Origin of the sequence: Inquilinus sp. Marseille-Q2685 (assembly GCF_916619195.1) — a bacterium.
Taxonomy (GTDB): Bacteria; Pseudomonadota; Alphaproteobacteria; order DSM-16000; family Inquilinaceae; genus Inquilinus.
On record NZ_CAKAKL010000003.1, the window covers coordinates 276,465 to 290,619 of the forward strand.

15 protein-coding genes are annotated in these 14,155 nt (G+C 68.3%); 11 read left to right on the forward strand and 4 right to left on the reverse strand.

The window, feature by feature from the left end; genetic code table 11:
* The first annotated feature begins 1 nt into the window (after position 1).
* The 11 genes from LG391_RS19115 to LG391_RS19165 are packed head-to-tail and all read left to right on the forward strand — an operon-like array spanning position 2 to position 9,643.
* The gene (locus LG391_RS19115) at positions 2-421 is read left to right on the forward strand and encodes a ribbon-helix-helix domain-containing protein (protein ID WP_225769626.1); all 420 of its coding nucleotides are present in this window, start codon (positions 2-4) and stop codon (positions 419-421) included.
* The gene (gene trbB, locus LG391_RS19120; RefSeq protein WP_225769627.1) at positions 418-1,398 is read left to right on the forward strand and encodes a P-type conjugative transfer ATPase TrbB; all 981 of its coding nucleotides are present in this window, start codon (positions 418-420) and stop codon (positions 1,396-1,398) included. The genes LG391_RS19115 and trbB overlap by 4 nt, the downstream gene beginning before the upstream one ends.
* On the forward strand, positions 1,388-1,756 hold the full coding sequence (locus tag LG391_RS19125; protein ID WP_374200751.1) for a TrbC/VirB2 family protein: 369 nt from the start codon (positions 1,388-1,390) through the stop codon (positions 1,754-1,756). Before trbB ends, LG391_RS19125 begins: the two co-directional genes overlap by 11 nt.
* Positions 1,753-2,016 carry a VirB3 family type IV secretion system protein gene (locus LG391_RS19130; protein WP_225769629.1) on the forward strand — a complete coding sequence of 88 codons (264 nt, stop codon included), beginning with the start codon at positions 1,753-1,755 and terminating at the stop codon, positions 2,014-2,016. The genes LG391_RS19125 and LG391_RS19130 overlap by 4 nt, the downstream gene beginning before the upstream one ends.
* Positions 2,010-4,496 (forward strand): conjugal transfer protein TrbE, encoded by a 2,487-nt coding sequence (gene trbE / locus LG391_RS19135; RefSeq protein ID WP_225769630.1) that lies wholly within the window; start codon positions 2,010-2,012, stop codon positions 4,494-4,496. The genes LG391_RS19130 and trbE overlap by 7 nt, the downstream gene beginning before the upstream one ends.
* A complete protein-coding gene (gene trbJ / locus LG391_RS19140) occupies positions 4,486-5,193 on the forward strand; it encodes a P-type conjugative transfer protein TrbJ (protein ID WP_225769631.1) in 708 nt (235 codons plus the stop codon). Before trbE ends, trbJ begins: the two co-directional genes overlap by 11 nt.
* 10 nt (positions 5,194-5,203) lie before the next feature.
* On the forward strand, positions 5,204-6,436 hold the full coding sequence (gene trbL / locus LG391_RS19145; protein ID WP_225769632.1) for a P-type conjugative transfer protein TrbL: 1,233 nt from the start codon (positions 5,204-5,206) through the stop codon (positions 6,434-6,436).
* Positions 6,433-7,134, forward strand: a complete 702-nt coding sequence (gene trbF, locus LG391_RS19150; protein ID WP_225769633.1) for a conjugal transfer protein TrbF — start codon at positions 6,433-6,435, stop codon at positions 7,132-7,134. Before trbL ends, trbF begins: the two co-directional genes overlap by 4 nt.
* Positions 7,135-7,146: 12 nt before the next feature.
* A complete protein-coding gene (trbG, locus tag LG391_RS19155; RefSeq protein ID WP_225769634.1) occupies positions 7,147-8,109 on the forward strand; it encodes a P-type conjugative transfer protein TrbG in 963 nt (320 codons plus the stop codon).
* The gene (locus LG391_RS19160; protein ID WP_225769635.1) at positions 8,106-9,317 is read left to right on the forward strand and encodes a TrbI/VirB10 family protein; all 1,212 of its coding nucleotides are present in this window, start codon (positions 8,106-8,108) and stop codon (positions 9,315-9,317) included. Before trbG ends, LG391_RS19160 begins: the two co-directional genes overlap by 4 nt.
* Before the next feature lie 11 nt (positions 9,318-9,328).
* On the forward strand, positions 9,329-9,643 hold the full coding sequence (locus tag LG391_RS19165; RefSeq protein ID WP_225769636.1) for a DUF2274 domain-containing protein: 315 nt from the start codon (positions 9,329-9,331) through the stop codon (positions 9,641-9,643).
* A gap of 100 nt (positions 9,644-9,743) precedes the next feature.
* Here the strand turns inward: LG391_RS19165 and LG391_RS19170 are convergent, their stop codons facing one another.
* The 4 genes from LG391_RS19170 to LG391_RS19185 form a co-directional block, all read right to left on the reverse strand.
* On the reverse strand, positions 9,744-10,979 hold the full coding sequence (locus LG391_RS19170) for a hypothetical protein (RefSeq protein WP_225769637.1): 1,236 nt from the start codon (positions 10,977-10,979) through the stop codon (positions 9,744-9,746).
* 114 nt (positions 10,980-11,093) lie between these two features.
* Positions 11,094-11,546, reverse strand: coding sequence for a pseudoazurin (locus LG391_RS19175; protein WP_225769638.1), 453 nt, complete (start codon positions 11,544-11,546; stop codon positions 11,094-11,096).
* Between the two features lie 9 nt (positions 11,547-11,555).
* A complete protein-coding gene (locus tag LG391_RS19180) occupies positions 11,556-12,335 on the reverse strand; it encodes a copper resistance protein B (RefSeq protein ID WP_225769639.1) in 780 nt (259 codons plus the stop codon).
* Positions 12,336-12,351: 16 nt separating this feature from the next.
* Complete coding sequence (locus LG391_RS19185; RefSeq protein ID WP_225769640.1) at positions 12,352-14,148, reverse strand: copper resistance system multicopper oxidase; 1,797 nt, start codon at positions 14,146-14,148, stop codon at positions 12,352-12,354.
* Positions 14,149-14,155 lie beyond the last annotated feature (7 nt).

Below are 14,155 nucleotides of genomic sequence, written 5' to 3' on the forward strand. Positions count from 1 at the left end.
CATGAAGTCGCGCCACCATCTTTATTTCGACGCCGCGCTCAGCGACCAGCTCGAGGCGCTGGCCTCCCGGTCCGGCGGCTCGAAGTCGGCGATCGTGGCCGACGCGCTGAGAGCCTGGCTCGCCCGTCGCGCCGCCAACGAGATCGATGATCTCCTGCGCGTCCGGCTCGACCGGATCTCGGCGCAGCTCAACCGGATCGAACGCGACCAGCGGATCGTGATGGAGAGCCTCGGCCTCTTCATCCGATACCAGCTGACGGTCACGCCGCCTCTGCCGGACTCCGAGCAGGCCGTGGCGCGCGCCGTCGGACAGGACCGTTTCCAGGCCTTCATCGACCAGGTCGGGCGGCGCATCGCCGGCGGCCGCAGCCTCGCCGAGGACGTCCGGTCGCGCGCCTCGATGCCGGAGGCCGCGTCATGAGCGTGGTGCTTGGCAGCGCGGAGGCCCAGGACCGGCGCCGTACCATGCTTCGCACCGCCATGGGGCCGGCGATCGCCGCCGCGCTCGCCGATCCGGCCGTGGTCGAGGTCATGGTCAATCCGGACGGAGCCCTGCGCCTCGACCGGCTCGGCGACGGGAGGATCGATACAGGAGCTCGGCTCGGCGCGGCCGAGGTCGAGCGCATCATCCGCATCGTCGCGTCATCCGTCCGTGCCGAGGTCCATGCCGGCCGTCCGGTGGTGAGCGCCGAGCTGCCGGAGACGGGCGAGCGCTTCGAGGGCGTCCTGCCGCCGGTGTCGACGGCCCCATGCTTCTCGATCCGCAAGCCGGCGGCGCGGGTGTTCTCGCTCCAGGACTATGTCGCGGACGGCATCCTCTCGCCCCTTCAGGCCGAGGCCCTGCGCCGAGCCGTCGAGAGCCGGCGCAACATCGTCGTCGCCGGCGGCACCAGCTCGGGCAAGACGACGCTCGCCAACGCGCTCCTGGCCGAGCTGGCGCGGCTCGACGAGCGCGTGATCCTGATCGAGGACACGCGTGAGCTCAACTGCCCCGCACCCGATTGCGTGAGGCTGCGCACCCGGCCGGGCGTGGCGAGCTTGAGCGATCTCGTCCGCTCCACGCTTCGGCTCCGGCCCGACCGGATCATCATCGGCGAGGTCCGGGGCGGCGAGGCGCTCGACCTGCTCAAGGCCTGGGGAACCGGCCATCCCGGCGGGATCGCGACGGTGCACGCCAACTCCGCCCGCGGGGCGCTCTACCGGCTCGAACAGCTGATCCAGGAGGCGGTCGTGACCGTGCCGCGGCGCCTTGTCGCCGATGCGGTCGACCTCGTCGTCTTCCTCCGCGGCCGCGGCACCGGCCGGCGGGTCGAGACCATCGCCGAGGTCACGGGCCTCGATGCCGACGGCGACTACGCGATCGCCGATCTCGTCCCCCACCGGCTCCATGCTCTGTGAAAGGAGATACGCCATGTCTCGACGTTTGAAGGCGCGGCTCCTCGGCTCGACTGCTCTCACCACAACGCTGCGGATTGCGGGAGCGGGGCTGGTCCTGCCGGTGCAGGCCCACGCCGCCGGCTCCAACATGCCGTGGGAGGAGCCGCTCCAGAATATCCTCGATTCCGTCCAGGGGCCGGTCGCCAAGATCATCGCCGTGATCATCATCATCACCACCGGCCTGACGCTCGCCTTCGGCGACACGGGCGGCGGCTTCCGCCGCCTCATTCAGATCGTCTTCGGCATCTCGATTGCCTTCGCCGCCTCGAGCTTCTTCCTGTCGTTCTTCTCGTTCAGCGGCGGAGCGCTGGTCGCATGACGGAGCATATCGACGGCCTCGAGGTGCCGCTGCACCGGTCGCTGACCGAGCCGATCCTCTTGGCCGGCGCGCCGCGGGGGATCGCGATCGTCAACGGCACCGTGGCGGCGGCGCTCGGCCTCGGCCTGCAGCTCTGGATCGCCGGGCTGCTCTTATGGGCGCTCGGCCACTCGCTCGCCGTCTTCGCGGCGCGGCGGGACCCTCATTTCGCGGATGTGCTTGCCCGCCATCTGCGCCAGCGGAGCTGGCTCTCATGCTGAACCTCGCAGAGTACCGCCGCAGGTCCGACCGGCTCGCCGACCACCTGCCCTGGGCGGCGCTCGTCGCCCCCGGCGTCGTCCTCAACAAGGACGGCAGCTTCCAACGCACCATCCGCTTCCGGGGCCCCGACCTCGAGAGCGCGACCGAAGCCGAGCTGGTCGCGACCTGCGCCCGCCTCAACAATGTATTGCGCCGCTTCGGCTCCGGCTGGGCGCTCTTCTTCGAGGCCGAGCGCTTCGAGGCCCAGGGATACCCGGCCTCGCTCTTTCCGGACGCGATCTCCTGGCTCGTCGACGAGGAGCGGCGCGCCGCCTTCGAGGAGGGGACGGCGGCCCTCCCGGCGGCGGAGCGGGAAGGGGCATTCCTGCCGCGGCGGGGGCACTTCGAGAGCGTCTGTCACCTGACGCTCGTCTGGCTGCCGCCGGCCGATCCCGCGCGGCGGGCGGAGCGGGCGCTCGTGGAATCCGCCGGGCCGGAGACGGGCCGCGACTGGCGGCGCGAGCTCGCCGCCTTCGTCGCCGAGACCGACCGCGTGATCGACCTCCTGGCCGACCTGATGCCGGAGGTCCGCGCGCTCGACGACGGCGAGACCCTGACCTGGCTGCACGGGCGGGTCTCGACGGCACGCCATCCGATCGCGGTGCCCGAGACGCCGATGCATCTCGACGCGATCCTGGTCGACGAGCCGTTCACCGGAGGGCTCGAGCCGATGCTCGGCGACCGCCATTTGCGCAGCCTGACGGTGCTCGGTTTCCCGAGCCTGACCCGGCCGGGCCTGTTCGACGGCCTCAACCACCTCGACATCCCCTATCGCTGGACGACGCGCTTCATCGCGCTGGCCAAGACGGACGCGGCCCGGGAGCTCACGCGCCTGCGCCGGCAGTGGTTCGCCAAGCGCAAGTCGATCCGGGCGCTCCTGCGCGAGGTGCTCTACCAGGAGCCGGCACAGCTTCTCGATTCCGACGCCGACAACAAGGCGGCCGACGCCGACCAGGGGCTACAGGCGCTCGGCGGCGACCACGTCGCCTTCGGATACCTGACCACAACCGTCACGGTGACCGATGCCGACCGGAGCGCCGTCCAGGAGAAGCGCCGCGCCGTCGAGCGCGTCATCCACGGCGCCGGCTTCGCCACCATCCGCGAGAGCGTCAATGCCGTCGAGGCCTGGCTCGGCAGCCTGCCGGGGCATGTCTACGCGAATGTGCGTCAGCCGCTCGTCCACTCGCTCAACCTCGCCCATCTCCTGCCCCTGTCCTCGGTCTGGGCGGGGCCGGCGCTGAACGAGCATCTCGGTGGGCCGCCGCTGCTTTATGCCGAGACCAGCGGCGCCACGCCGTTCCGGCTGTCCACGCATGTCGGCGATGTCGGCCACATGCTGATCGTCGGGCCCACCGGCGCCGGCAAGTCGGTGCTCCTGGCGTTGATGGCGCTTCAGTTCCGGCGCTATCCGGGCAGCAGGATCATCCTCTTCGACAAGGGCAACTCCGCCCGGGCCGCTGTTCTCGCCATGGGCGGCCTGCACCAGGCGCTCGGAGCGGACGGTTCGCTCGCCTTCCAGCCGCTCGCCGGGATCGACCGGCCGGGCGAGCGGAGCTGGGCCGCGGAGTGGATCGAGATCCTGCTGGCGCGCGACGGTGTCGCGGTCACGCCGGAGGTGAGGGAAGCGGTATGGTCGGCGCTCGGCAGCCTGGCCTCGGCGCCGGCCGGAGAGCGCACGCTGACCGGCCTTGCGATGCTCCTGCAGTCGAACCCGCTCAAGGCGGCGCTTCTGCCCTATACCCTCGACGGTCCCTTCGGCCGGCTCCTCGACGCCGCCGAGGACCGGCTCGAGACCGCCGACGTCCAGTGCTTCGAGACCGAGGCGCTGCTGCACGAGGCGAGCGTCGTGCTGCCGGTCCTCACATATCTCTTCCACCGGCTCGAGGCCCGGTTCGACGGCCGGCCGACGCTGCTGGTCCTCGACGAGGCGTGGGTCTATCTCGACAACGCGCTCTTCGCCGCCCGGATCCGGGAATGGCTGAAGACCCTGCGCAAGAAGAATGTCGCCGTGGTCTTCGCGACTCAGTCGCTCGCCGATATCGCCGGCAGCAGCATCGCGCCCGCGATCATCGAAAGCTGTCCGCAGCGCATCTTCCTGCCCAACGACCGGGCGGTCGAGCCGCAGGCGCGCGAGGCCTATCAACGCTTCGGGCTCAATGAGCGGCAGATCGAGCTGATCGCGCGGGCGACGCCGAAGCGGCACTACTACCTGCAGTCCCGTCGCGGCAACCGGCTCTTCGAGCTGGGCCTCGGACCCTTGGCGCTCGCGTTCTCGGGCGCCTCGACGTCCTCGGACCAGGCGCTCATCGACCGCGTCCTTGCCGAGGCGGGGCCGGAGGGGTTCGGCCGAGGCTTCCTCGCCGCCCGCGGGCTCGGCTGGGCCGCCGAGCTCGTCGACCGCTTTCCTTCGGTGACGATGGAGCAGACCCATGCTGCGTGAGAGCATCGCGGCGACCGCCGCCGTCCTCGTCCTCGCCACGGCGCCCGCCCGCGCAGACTGGCCGGTGTTCGATGCCTCGAACTATGCCGAGAACATTCTGCAGGCGGCCCGCGCGCTCGAGCAGATCGAGAACCAGGTCCGGTCGCTGCAGAATGAAGCCACCATGCTCCAGAACATGGCGCGCAACCTGGAGAGCCTCGATGTCTCCGCGCTGCCGTCGATGCTGTCGGACCTCGAGCGGATCGGCGGGCTGATGGACGAGGCGCGCGGGCTCGCCTTCAGGGTCGAGTCCGTCGAGGCGCTGTTCGACGAGATCTATCCGGGGCGGTACGGGACGGACGCGACCGGGGAGCGGTTCGCCGCCGATGCGAGGCGGCAATGGCAGGAGGCGATGGACGGCTTCCGCCAGGCGATGACCGTGCAGGCGCGCGTGGTCGAGACGGTGCGCGGCGACGCCGGCAGCCTTTCGGATCTCGTCAACGCCTCGCAAGGGGCGGCCGGCGCACTCGAGGCGCAGCAGGCGGCGAACCAGCTGCTCGCGCTCTCGGTCAAGCAGCAGCTGCAGATCCAGGACCTGCTCGCGGCGCAGTTCCGAGCCGATGCCGCCGAGGCGGCGCGCCGCGCCCAGGCGCAGGAGCAGGCGCGCGCAGCCTTCGCCCGGTTCCTCGGGTCCCCGACCGCCTACACCGCGCCGTGAGGGATCGGGCATGGGCGATCTCAATGTCGTCGACCGGTTCCTGGAGACCTTCATCCGCTATATCGACGGTGGGTTCGGCCTCCTCGGCGGCGACGTCGCCTTCCTGACCACGGTGCTCGTCGGGATCGACGTGACGCTGGCCGGCCTCTTCTGGGCGCTCGACGGCGAGCGTGACGTGCTTGCCCGGTTGTGCCGCAAGGTGCTCGCGGTCGGCGCCTTCGCCTTCATCCTGAACGACTTCGCGACGCTTGCCGACATCGTCTTCCGCTCCTTCTCGGCGCTGGGCCTGACGGCCAGCCAGAGCAGCCTCGGCGCCGGGGACCTGCTGCGGCCGGGGCGGCTCGCCGGGATCGGCTTCGAGGCGGCCTGGCCGCTTCTGGAGCAGGCCGGCTCGCTGATCGGTTTCACCACCTTCTTCGACAATGTGGTGACGATCGTGATCCTGCTCTTCGCCTGGTTCGTCGTGATCCTCGCCTTCTTCGTGCTGGCGGTGCAGCTTTTCATCACCATCCTCGAATACCGGCTGACGGCGCTCGCGGGCTTCGTCCTCGTCCCCTTCGCGCTGTGGAATCGGACGGCCTTCCTCGCCGAGCGGGTGCTCGGCGCCATCGTGGCCGCGGGCGTCAAGGTCATGGTGCTGGCCGTCATCGTCGGCATCGGGTCGAACTTCTTCAGTGCGTTCATCGGGGCGCTCCAGGGCCGCGAGCCCGGGCTGGCCGACGCGATGTCGCTGGTCCTCGCATCGCTCGCCCTGCTCGGCCTTGGCATCTTCGGACCCGGGATCGCGACCGGCCTCGTCTCCGGGGCGCCGCAGCTCGGCGCCGGGGCTGCGGCCGGGACGGCGCTCGCCGCGGGCGGCGTCGCCGCCGCCGGCGGCATGGCGGCGACCGGAGCGGTCGCCGCCGCGGCCCGGCTGGGCGCCGCCGGCGGGCGCTTCACCGGCGCGCTCGCCGTGGAACGCCAGGTCGCGCGCCGAGAGGAGCTCGCCCGCGAGATCCGGGCCTTGGGCGGTAATGGAGGAGGAGCGTCCCCGGGGAGCGGCGGCGGGCCGATCGTGCCGCCGCCGCCGCCAGGCCCGCCGTCTCCCAGCGGTCCGTCCGGCGAGGCGCCGGGCTGGGCGCGGCGCCTGAAGCATCGAGAGGCGATCCGGCACGGCATCTCCGCCGCCGTCCACACCATCCGCTCCGGCGATCACGGCGGAGGCTCGCTCTCGGTGCCGCTGTCCGAGGAGGATCGGCGATGACCCCGTTCCGGCGGACCTCGAACCGCTACGGCCGAACGCCCGGGCCGGTCACGCCGTACCAGAAGGCGGCGCAGGCCTGGGACGAGCGGATCGGCTCGGCCCGGGTGCAGGCGCGGAACTGGCGCCTCATGGCGTTCGGCTGCCTCGGCCTCGCGGTCGGGCTCGGAGCGGGCCTCATCTGGCAGGGCATGCAGAGCCGCGTCACGCCCTATGTGGTCGAGGTCGATGCGGCGGGCCAGGGCCGGGCGGTGGGGCCGGCCGTCGAGGGCTACGAGCCGACCGATGCTCAGATCGCCTGGTATCTCGGGCGCTTCGTCACGGATGTGCGCTCGGCGCCGATCGACCCGGTGCTCCTGCGGCGCAACTGGCTCGAGGCCTACGACTTCGCGACCGAGCGCGGCACGGTGTTCCTCAATGACCACGCCCGCGCCAACGATCCGTTCAAGGGCGTGGGCGAGAAGAGCGTCTCGGTCCAGGTGACGAGCGTGATCCGCGTGTCGGACCGCTCCTTCCAGGTCAAATGGACCGAACAGGGCTATGAGCGCGGCAACCTCATGCGCACCGAGCGCTGGACCGCGATCCTCACCGTCGTCCTCGACCCGCCGAGGAGCGCCGAGGTGCTGCGGAAGAACCCGCTCGGCCTCTATGTCGACGGCATCTCCTGGGCGCGCGAGCTCGACCCGAGGGAGACACGCTGAGGGAGGCGTGAGATGACCGCGATCCGACCGACCATCTTCCTGTCCGCGATTGTGCTGCTCGTCGCCTGCGGCGAGGGGACGCCGCCGCCGAAGATCGCCTATGACGATTTCGAGCCGGCGGTCGTGGAGCGGGATCCGCCGAAGCCGGTCGAGATCGTGAAGGTGCCCGAGCCTGTGCCGCTGCCGGGGCAGCTCCTGCCGCAGCCGAAGCCGCCGAAGGGCGACAAACGCCCGCCCGCGGCCCGCGTTGCGGCCGCGAACCAGGCGGCGCTGCAGGAGCCCTCGGCTTCCGGCTACGTCAACGCCGTCCAGGTCTATCCCTACATGGAGGGGGCGCTCTACCGGCTCTACGCGGCGCCGGAGCAGGTGAGCGATATCGCGCTCGAGCCCGGCGAGACGCTCTCCGCCGTCTCGGCCGGGGACACGGTGCGCTGGGTGATCGGCGACACGACGAGCGGGGCAGGGGCTTCGAGGCGGGTACATGTGCTGGTGAAGCCGTTCGCACCGGGATTGCGCACCAACTTGGTCATTCTGACCGATCGGCGAGCTTACCATCTCGCGCTCCAGAGCACAGAGCGGACGGCCATGGCTGCGATCTCATGGACCTATCCTGCGGACGAACTTCTGGTGCTCGAAGCCAGGAACAGCCTCGCCGACGCCGCGGCGCCAGTCGATCTCGGCCTCTCGCTCGAGAACCTCCGCTTTCGCTACGCCATCGGCGGCGACCATCCGCCCTGGCGGCCGGTCCAGGCCTTCGACGACGGTTCGAAGGTCTACATCCAGTTTCCGCGGCGGATCGACCAAGGCGAGATGCCGCCGCTCTTCGTCGTCGGCCCGGATGGCGACAACGCGCTCGTCAACTACCGGGTGCGGGGCGCGTACTACATCGTCGACCGCCTCTTCGCCGCGGCCGAGCTCCGGCTCGGCGAGGACCCGCAGCAGGTGGTCCGCATCAGCCGGACGGATGGGCGATGAGCGAAGCCCCACGCGAGGATGGACGCAAGCTGCCGCCCGAGGCTCTGGTGCTGCGAGGGCGGCCGCGGCGCGTGATCCGGTTCCGGCGGCGCCTCGTGATCGCGCTCTCGGCGCTGTTCTGCGTAGCGATATTCGGGGCGGCCTGGCTCGCGCTCGAGGGCATGCCGCGACGCCGCGGGCCCGAGGCGCCGGTCGAGATCGCTCGCAGGACGACGCCGGACGGGCTCCTGGCGCTGCCCGGGAGCTACGACCAGATCCCGAAACCGGTGCCTGCGCTCGGTCCGCCGCTGCCCGGCGACCTCGGCCTCTCCGTGGTCGAGCGGGAGAAGTCGCTCGGCGTCGCGCCCTCGGGCCCAAGCCTGCGTCCGGATCCGGAGGCGGACGCCTCCCGCGCCGAGCGGCTCCGCCTTGCCCAGCAGGCGCGGCAGGCCCGCGAGGCCGGCGTCTTCTTCCGGATCTCGAACGAGGCTCGGGATGAAGAAAGGCAGAGGGCGAGCGGTGGGGTAGACACTCCACAGACCGGGGCGGAGCGGCTCGGCCTCGATCCCGGGCGCGGTCCGGGTGCGCAGCAGGGCAAGCTCGACTTCCTGGCCCGCCCGGCCGACGACGAGATCTACAACCCGCATGCGATCCAGCGGCCGGCCTCGCCCTATCAGGTGATGGCGGGAACCGTGATCGCGGCGAGCCTCCTCACCGGGCTCAACTCGGACCTGCCGGGACTCGTGACGGCGCAGGTCACGGAGAACGTCTACGACAGCGTCACAGGCCGAGTCCTGCTGATCCCGCAGGGCGCGCGTTTCATCGGACGCTACGACAGCAACATCGCCTTCGGCCAGAGCCGGGCGCTCGTCGTCTGGCAGCGCATCGTCATGCCGAACGGACGCTCGATCGTCCTCGACAATCTTCCGGCGACGGACACCGCCGGCTATGCTGGGCTTGAGGACGAGGTCGACGTCCACGGTTGGGAGCTCCTCAAAGGCGTCGTGCTTTCGACGCTCCTCGGCGTCGGCACCGAGCTTACCTTCGGCGACGACGAAAGCGACCTCGTCCGGGCGTTCCGGCAATCGACGCAGCAGAGCGTGAACCAGGCCGGCCAGCAGATCACTGAGCGGGCGCTCGATATCCAGCCCACGCTCAAGGTCCGGCCCGGCTGGCCGCTCCGCGTCGTCGTCCACAAGGATCTCGTGCTTGAGCCTTATCAGGGATGAGGAGGCAAAAAATGCCCGATCTCAAGCTCCGCCGGCTGCCGGACCGCACGCCGGCCAGAATCTCGTTTCAGGCGGCTCCGGAGCTCGCGCAATCTCTGCGGGCCTACGCCGATCTGTACCGTGAGACCTATGGCAGGGCGGAGTCGGTATCCGATCTGGTCCCCTACATGCTGGAGAGCTTCCTTGCCAGCGACCGCGCCTTCGTCCAGGCCCGGAAGGCGGGGCGCTTTGGTGTCGAGGCCGGTCCCGTCGGCGCGGCGTCGCATTCCGGGGAAGGGCGACACCGGGCTGACCTCTTCGCGCCATCACCCGAGAAGGAGGATTGATGTTCCCGCGTGGCTGCTGACGTTCGGCGAAACGCAGCCGATCGCTGCGGGATTGTCGCGACTGCTTGCGCACTGCCTTGGACCGCGGAGCCGCGCCATCTCAGATGACCTCCTTCAACTGGTGTGCGGTGTCGGTGTCGAGAAATTCAGGTCGCGGGATCGACGTACGCGCGACAAAGCGCCGGATATCCTCGTATCGGACACGAGCATCCTCCATCATTTGATAGTATCCCAGAAGCTCACGCAGCGGTGCCGAGAAATCTTTGTATGCGCCAAGGACTGCAACGAGGGCTCCAAATGAGAGGCGCCCTTCAATCACCAGATATCCTCCGATCGTGTAAAAGAAGAATGGCGTCATTTGCCAGATGAAGTTGTTTACTCCCTTAACGAAGAATTTTCTTCGATAGATCTCAAATCTGATCCGCTGAATTCTCCTGAAGGATCGGTTGATGGACGAGGCAGGGGAAGCGTGTACGGATCCCGTTCCGTTGCCGATCAGGACGCCGAGCCTGCGCATCTCGAGAGCACGCTCTCGTCCCAGGGCATTGATGCGTCGCTGCCACCTGGGAACAAGGGCCAATTGAATGGGCAGCAGGCTGACGGCAGCCGCTCCGAGAACAGGGTCCTGAACGAACATGAAGAGGAAGATCGTCAGAAAGGTGCCGAGCTGAAAAACAGGCAGGACGAAAGCGTCGCCGGAAAATCCGCCGACCGGCTCCACCTCCTGAACGATGACGGGAATGATCTCGGCGCCTTCCATCTCACCGTGGCGCCGCCACTGCGAGTGGATCGCCAGACGGAGGCGGCGAGTCAGGGTTTCCGCCAGCCGTCCCTTGTGCAGGTTGATCTGGTATTTCAGCGAGCCATTGGCGATGACCGCAGCCAAGAAGATCAGGCACAGGATGAACAGATACTCTACCTGCTCGAAGCGCCATCCCCAGTAATCGGCAGGAAAGTGGCCGGAACTGATTGCGGAGTTGATGATGAGCTTCGGCAGCTCCAACGTCGCGTAGAGGATCGGCATCGAGACGGCCGCTCCCAGCAACAGGAGAATCTGTGCTCGCCAGCTCCGTTGCAGAATATACCGAAAGAGGCCCGGCGGCAGGGAGGCGGCACCTGATACCGGCTGTTCCGAAGCGATGGGACGGGGCGAGGACGGAGCGGCGCGCGCCCAGAACCATCGTCGGCTGCACCAGCTCACTGCAAGCACGAGCAGGCCCGCGGGCCCAGCTATGATGACCACATGCGCAAACAGGTGCACCCAGAAGGGCGGATCATCGAAGACGCGAAGGAACAGGGCGTCGCCGAGGAAATGGAAATCGGTGAACGAGAGCATCGCGTCGTCTTTGCCTGTCCTCCCTATCCGCCGGTTCTTTGACGGAGCCGGCGGCATCGGTCGCCGAAGGCGGCTTCCGCAGCCTTTGAGGACCGATGCCTTTCGGGCCGAGTTTCAGCCTGCGATTTGCCCGAGCAGAGCGTTGACGCGCTCCTTGGCCTTGGGCGGCAGCTTCGCGGCCGCGCCTCGCGCCGCCTCCAGATCTCCACCGTCGCCGACCACGATCACCGCGACCATGCCCAGACCGACATGCGGCGTGCACTTGATGCCGTAGATTCCGGGGCGATCGAACGTCACCGTCGCCTGCTTGTTGATGCCGACCTGGATTGCGGATGCGCCGTCCGGGAGCATCCCGTCGATCGAGACGGCATTGTGCCCCTTGTCGGTGGCCAGGAATGTCACGCTGTCTCCCGCTTGGATCCTCAGCAGATCGGGCGCATAGGCGTATGTCCGATCCCCGGATTTGTTCAGCATCTCGACGCTGACTTCCGCACCGGAAGCCGCGGCGGCCGCAAATGCGACGGCCGCTGCGGCGAGTGCGGCCGCGAGCCTACGAAGACCCCACATGTCTCTCTCCTAGAACCAGAATCGAATGCCGCCGACGAAGGAGACGTCACTGACATCCTCTCCTTCGTCTCGGGCGAGATCGGCAGTCCGGCCCAGCTTTCGTTCCCAGTTCACACCGATGTAGGGAGCGAATTCGCGGGCGAACTCGTATCGGAGCCGCAGACCGAGTTCGATGTCGTTGATGCCGGAACCGACACCGCGCTCCTCGACCTCCTGGATGGCCACATTGATCTCCGCGGCGGGCTGAAGGATCAGCCGCTGGGTTACCAGGAGATCGTATTCCGCCTCGAACCTCGCAGAGACTTCGCCCTCGTTGCTGACGAAGGCTGCAGCGCCGACCTCAAAGAAATACGGTGCAAGACCCTGGATGCCGAGCACGGCGAAGCCGCGCTCCGGCTCCGGCCGGATGTCGTAGCGGATGCCGGCCTGGGCGTCGAAGAAATCCGAGATGCGGCGGCTGTAGAGGAGTTGCACCTCGGCCTCTTCCACCGGTCCATCAAGCGGAACCGCTCCCTCGGTCTTCAGCCAGGCCTTCTCGTCATCGCTGCCCACCCATCCCTGCGCCTCCCAGTTGAAGCTGTCCTGGCCGTCATTGAGGCGATATTCGAACTGGTCCGCTTGAAACCATGTGAAGATCGAGTGCTCCGCCATGACTTCGTCCGCCATCGTTCCTGCGGGACCGTCTTCTTCGGCCACGGCTCCCTCGGCGAGGAGGGACGTCACGGCGAGGCCGCAGATCATGACCAGCCACCGCGCCCGGCCCGCGCCGGATCGTCGTTCGTGCGTCATCGGATGTCCTTGCTGATCACGACCGGGCGGCACGCTGCTCGACGATGAAGCGCGTCATCATTCCCGATTCCATGTGGTAGAGGAGGTGGCAGTGAAACGGCCAGTCTCCCGGCTCGTCGGCCGTCAGCAGGGCCGTCACCGTCTGCCCCGGCGGAACCACGACGACATGCTTTCGAGGCGGAGCGTCCGCCTGGCCGTTTTCGAGCTCGACGAACATTCCGTGCAAGTGCATCGGGTGCGCCATCATCGTGGTGTTCACGAAGCGTAGGCGGACACGTTCACCGTAGGGGACCCGGATGCCACCCCCCCGAGCAAACTTCTCTCCGTTCAACGTCCAGATGTAGCGCTCCATGATCCCGGTGAGGCGAAGCTCGATTTCCTGGGTCGGCTCACGCCGGTCCTCGGAGGGGACGGCCGCTCGAAGATCCGCATAGGTAAGGGCCTTCTTGCCCGCGGGCGTGTCGGCATCGGCCCAGCCGAACGGCCGCCGCCTGCTCCCATTGCCGCCGCCTGCGGTCATGCTGCTGTGATCCATTCCGGACATGTCCATGCCGGACATGTCCATCGAGCTGTGATCCATCCCCGACATGTCCATGCCGGACATGTTCATCGAGCTGTGATCCATCCCCGACATGTCCATGCCGGACATATCCATCGAGCTGTGATCCATCCCGGACATGTCCGTGCCGGACATATCCATCGAGCCGTGGTCCATCCCCATGTCGTTCATGCTCAGGATGGTACGGGCACGCCGTTCCGGTATCGGCCCTTCCAAGCCATGGCGGGTGGCCAGGGTCGCACGGGCATAGCCGGTCCGGTCGATCGGTTCGGCGAAGATGGTATACGCAGCATCGTCCGGCGGCGTGACGATCACGTCGTAGGTCTCGCCGACACCGAAGCGGAACTCGTCCGCTGAGACCGGCTCGACGTCCTGCCCGTCGGCCGCGACGACGGTCATCGCAAGGCCGGGGATTCGAACGTCGAAGAAGCTCATGGCGGACGCATTGATGAAGCGCAGCCGGACCCGCTCGCCTGGTCTGAACAGCCCGGTCCAGTTGTCCTGCGGCCCCCGCCCGTTGACCAGAAACGCATAGCCGGTGACGTCGGCAAGATCCGTCGGATCCATGCGCATTTCGCCCCAATCGAGGCGGTCCCGAATGGCGGCGCCGTACCCGTCGCGATTTCCATCCCGAAGGAAATCGATCAGGGTCCTTTGTCTGCGGTTGTAGTAGGCGGCATCGACCTTGAGATTGGCCAGGACGCGCCGCGGGTTCTCCTGGGTATGGTCGGACAGGACGACCACGTAGTCGCGGTCCGCCCGGACCCGATTGGCTGCGGCCGGCTGGATGACGATGGCGCCGTACATTCCGGACTGCTCCTGCCCGGCGGAGTGGCTGTGGTACCAGTAGGTCCCGGCTTGGCGGAGCTTGAAGCGATAGGTGTAGGTTCCGCCAGGCGGGATGGCGACGAACCCGTTGAAGCCCGGCGCCCCGTCCATCACCCCAGCGATCAACAGGCCATGCCAGTGGATCGAACTCGGTTCGTCGAGCCGGTTCGTCGCCTGGACGACGATCTCGTCGCCTTCAGTCCAGTTCATGGTCGGGGCGGGGACCGATCCGCCCATCATCACCGCCCGGCTGCTCACCCCGTCCACGGTGATCCGCGTCTCCCGAATGTCGAGACGGTAGGTCTTTGTGGCCTGGGCGAAGCTGCGGCGGCCAGGGTAGATGGAGACCAAGCCGGCGACCCCCGACGCACCGGCGAGCTTGAGGATGTCTCGTCTGGAGAGATCACCGTCTCGGCCATTAGGCATGGTGCTC

Bases quoted from the DNA above. Each gene is read 5' to 3' on its own strand.
- LG391_RS19115 (WP_225769626.1), top strand. From the start codon at position 2: ATGAAGTCGCGCCACCATCTTTATTTCGACGCCGCGCTCAGCGACCAG.
- trbE (WP_225769630.1), top strand. From the start codon at position 2,010: ATGCTGAACCTCGCAGAGTACCGCCGCAGGTCCGACCGGCTCGCCGAC.
- LG391_RS19185 (WP_225769640.1), bottom strand. From the start codon at position 14,148: ATGCCTAATGGCCGAGACGGTGATCTCTCCAGACGAGACATCCTCAAG.
- LG391_RS19160 (WP_225769635.1), top strand. From the start codon at position 8,106: ATGAGCGAAGCCCCACGCGAGGATGGACGCAAGCTGCCGCCCGAGGCT.
- trbF (WP_225769633.1), top strand. From the start codon at position 6,433: ATGACCCCGTTCCGGCGGACCTCGAACCGCTACGGCCGAACGCCCGGG.
- LG391_RS19180 (WP_225769639.1), bottom strand. From the start codon at position 12,335: ATGACGCACGAACGACGATCCGGCGCGGGCCGGGCGCGGTGGCTGGTC.
- LG391_RS19170 (WP_225769637.1), bottom strand. From the start codon at position 10,979: ATGCTCTCGTTCACCGATTTCCATTTCCTCGGCGACGCCCTGTTCCTT.
- LG391_RS19130 (WP_225769629.1), top strand. From the start codon at position 1,753: ATGACGGAGCATATCGACGGCCTCGAGGTGCCGCTGCACCGGTCGCTG.
- trbB (WP_225769627.1), top strand. From the start codon at position 418: ATGAGCGTGGTGCTTGGCAGCGCGGAGGCCCAGGACCGGCGCCGTACC.
- LG391_RS19165 (WP_225769636.1), top strand. From the start codon at position 9,329: ATGCCCGATCTCAAGCTCCGCCGGCTGCCGGACCGCACGCCGGCCAGA.
- LG391_RS19175 (WP_225769638.1), bottom strand. From the start codon at position 11,546: ATGTGGGGTCTTCGTAGGCTCGCGGCCGCACTCGCCGCAGCGGCCGTC.
- LG391_RS19125 (WP_374200751.1), top strand. From the start codon at position 1,388: ATGCTCTGTGAAAGGAGATACGCCATGTCTCGACGTTTGAAGGCGCGG.
- trbG (WP_225769634.1), top strand. From the start codon at position 7,147: ATGACCGCGATCCGACCGACCATCTTCCTGTCCGCGATTGTGCTGCTC.
- trbL (WP_225769632.1), top strand. From the start codon at position 5,204: ATGGGCGATCTCAATGTCGTCGACCGGTTCCTGGAGACCTTCATCCGC.
- trbJ (WP_225769631.1), top strand. From the start codon at position 4,486: ATGCTGCGTGAGAGCATCGCGGCGACCGCCGCCGTCCTCGTCCTCGCC.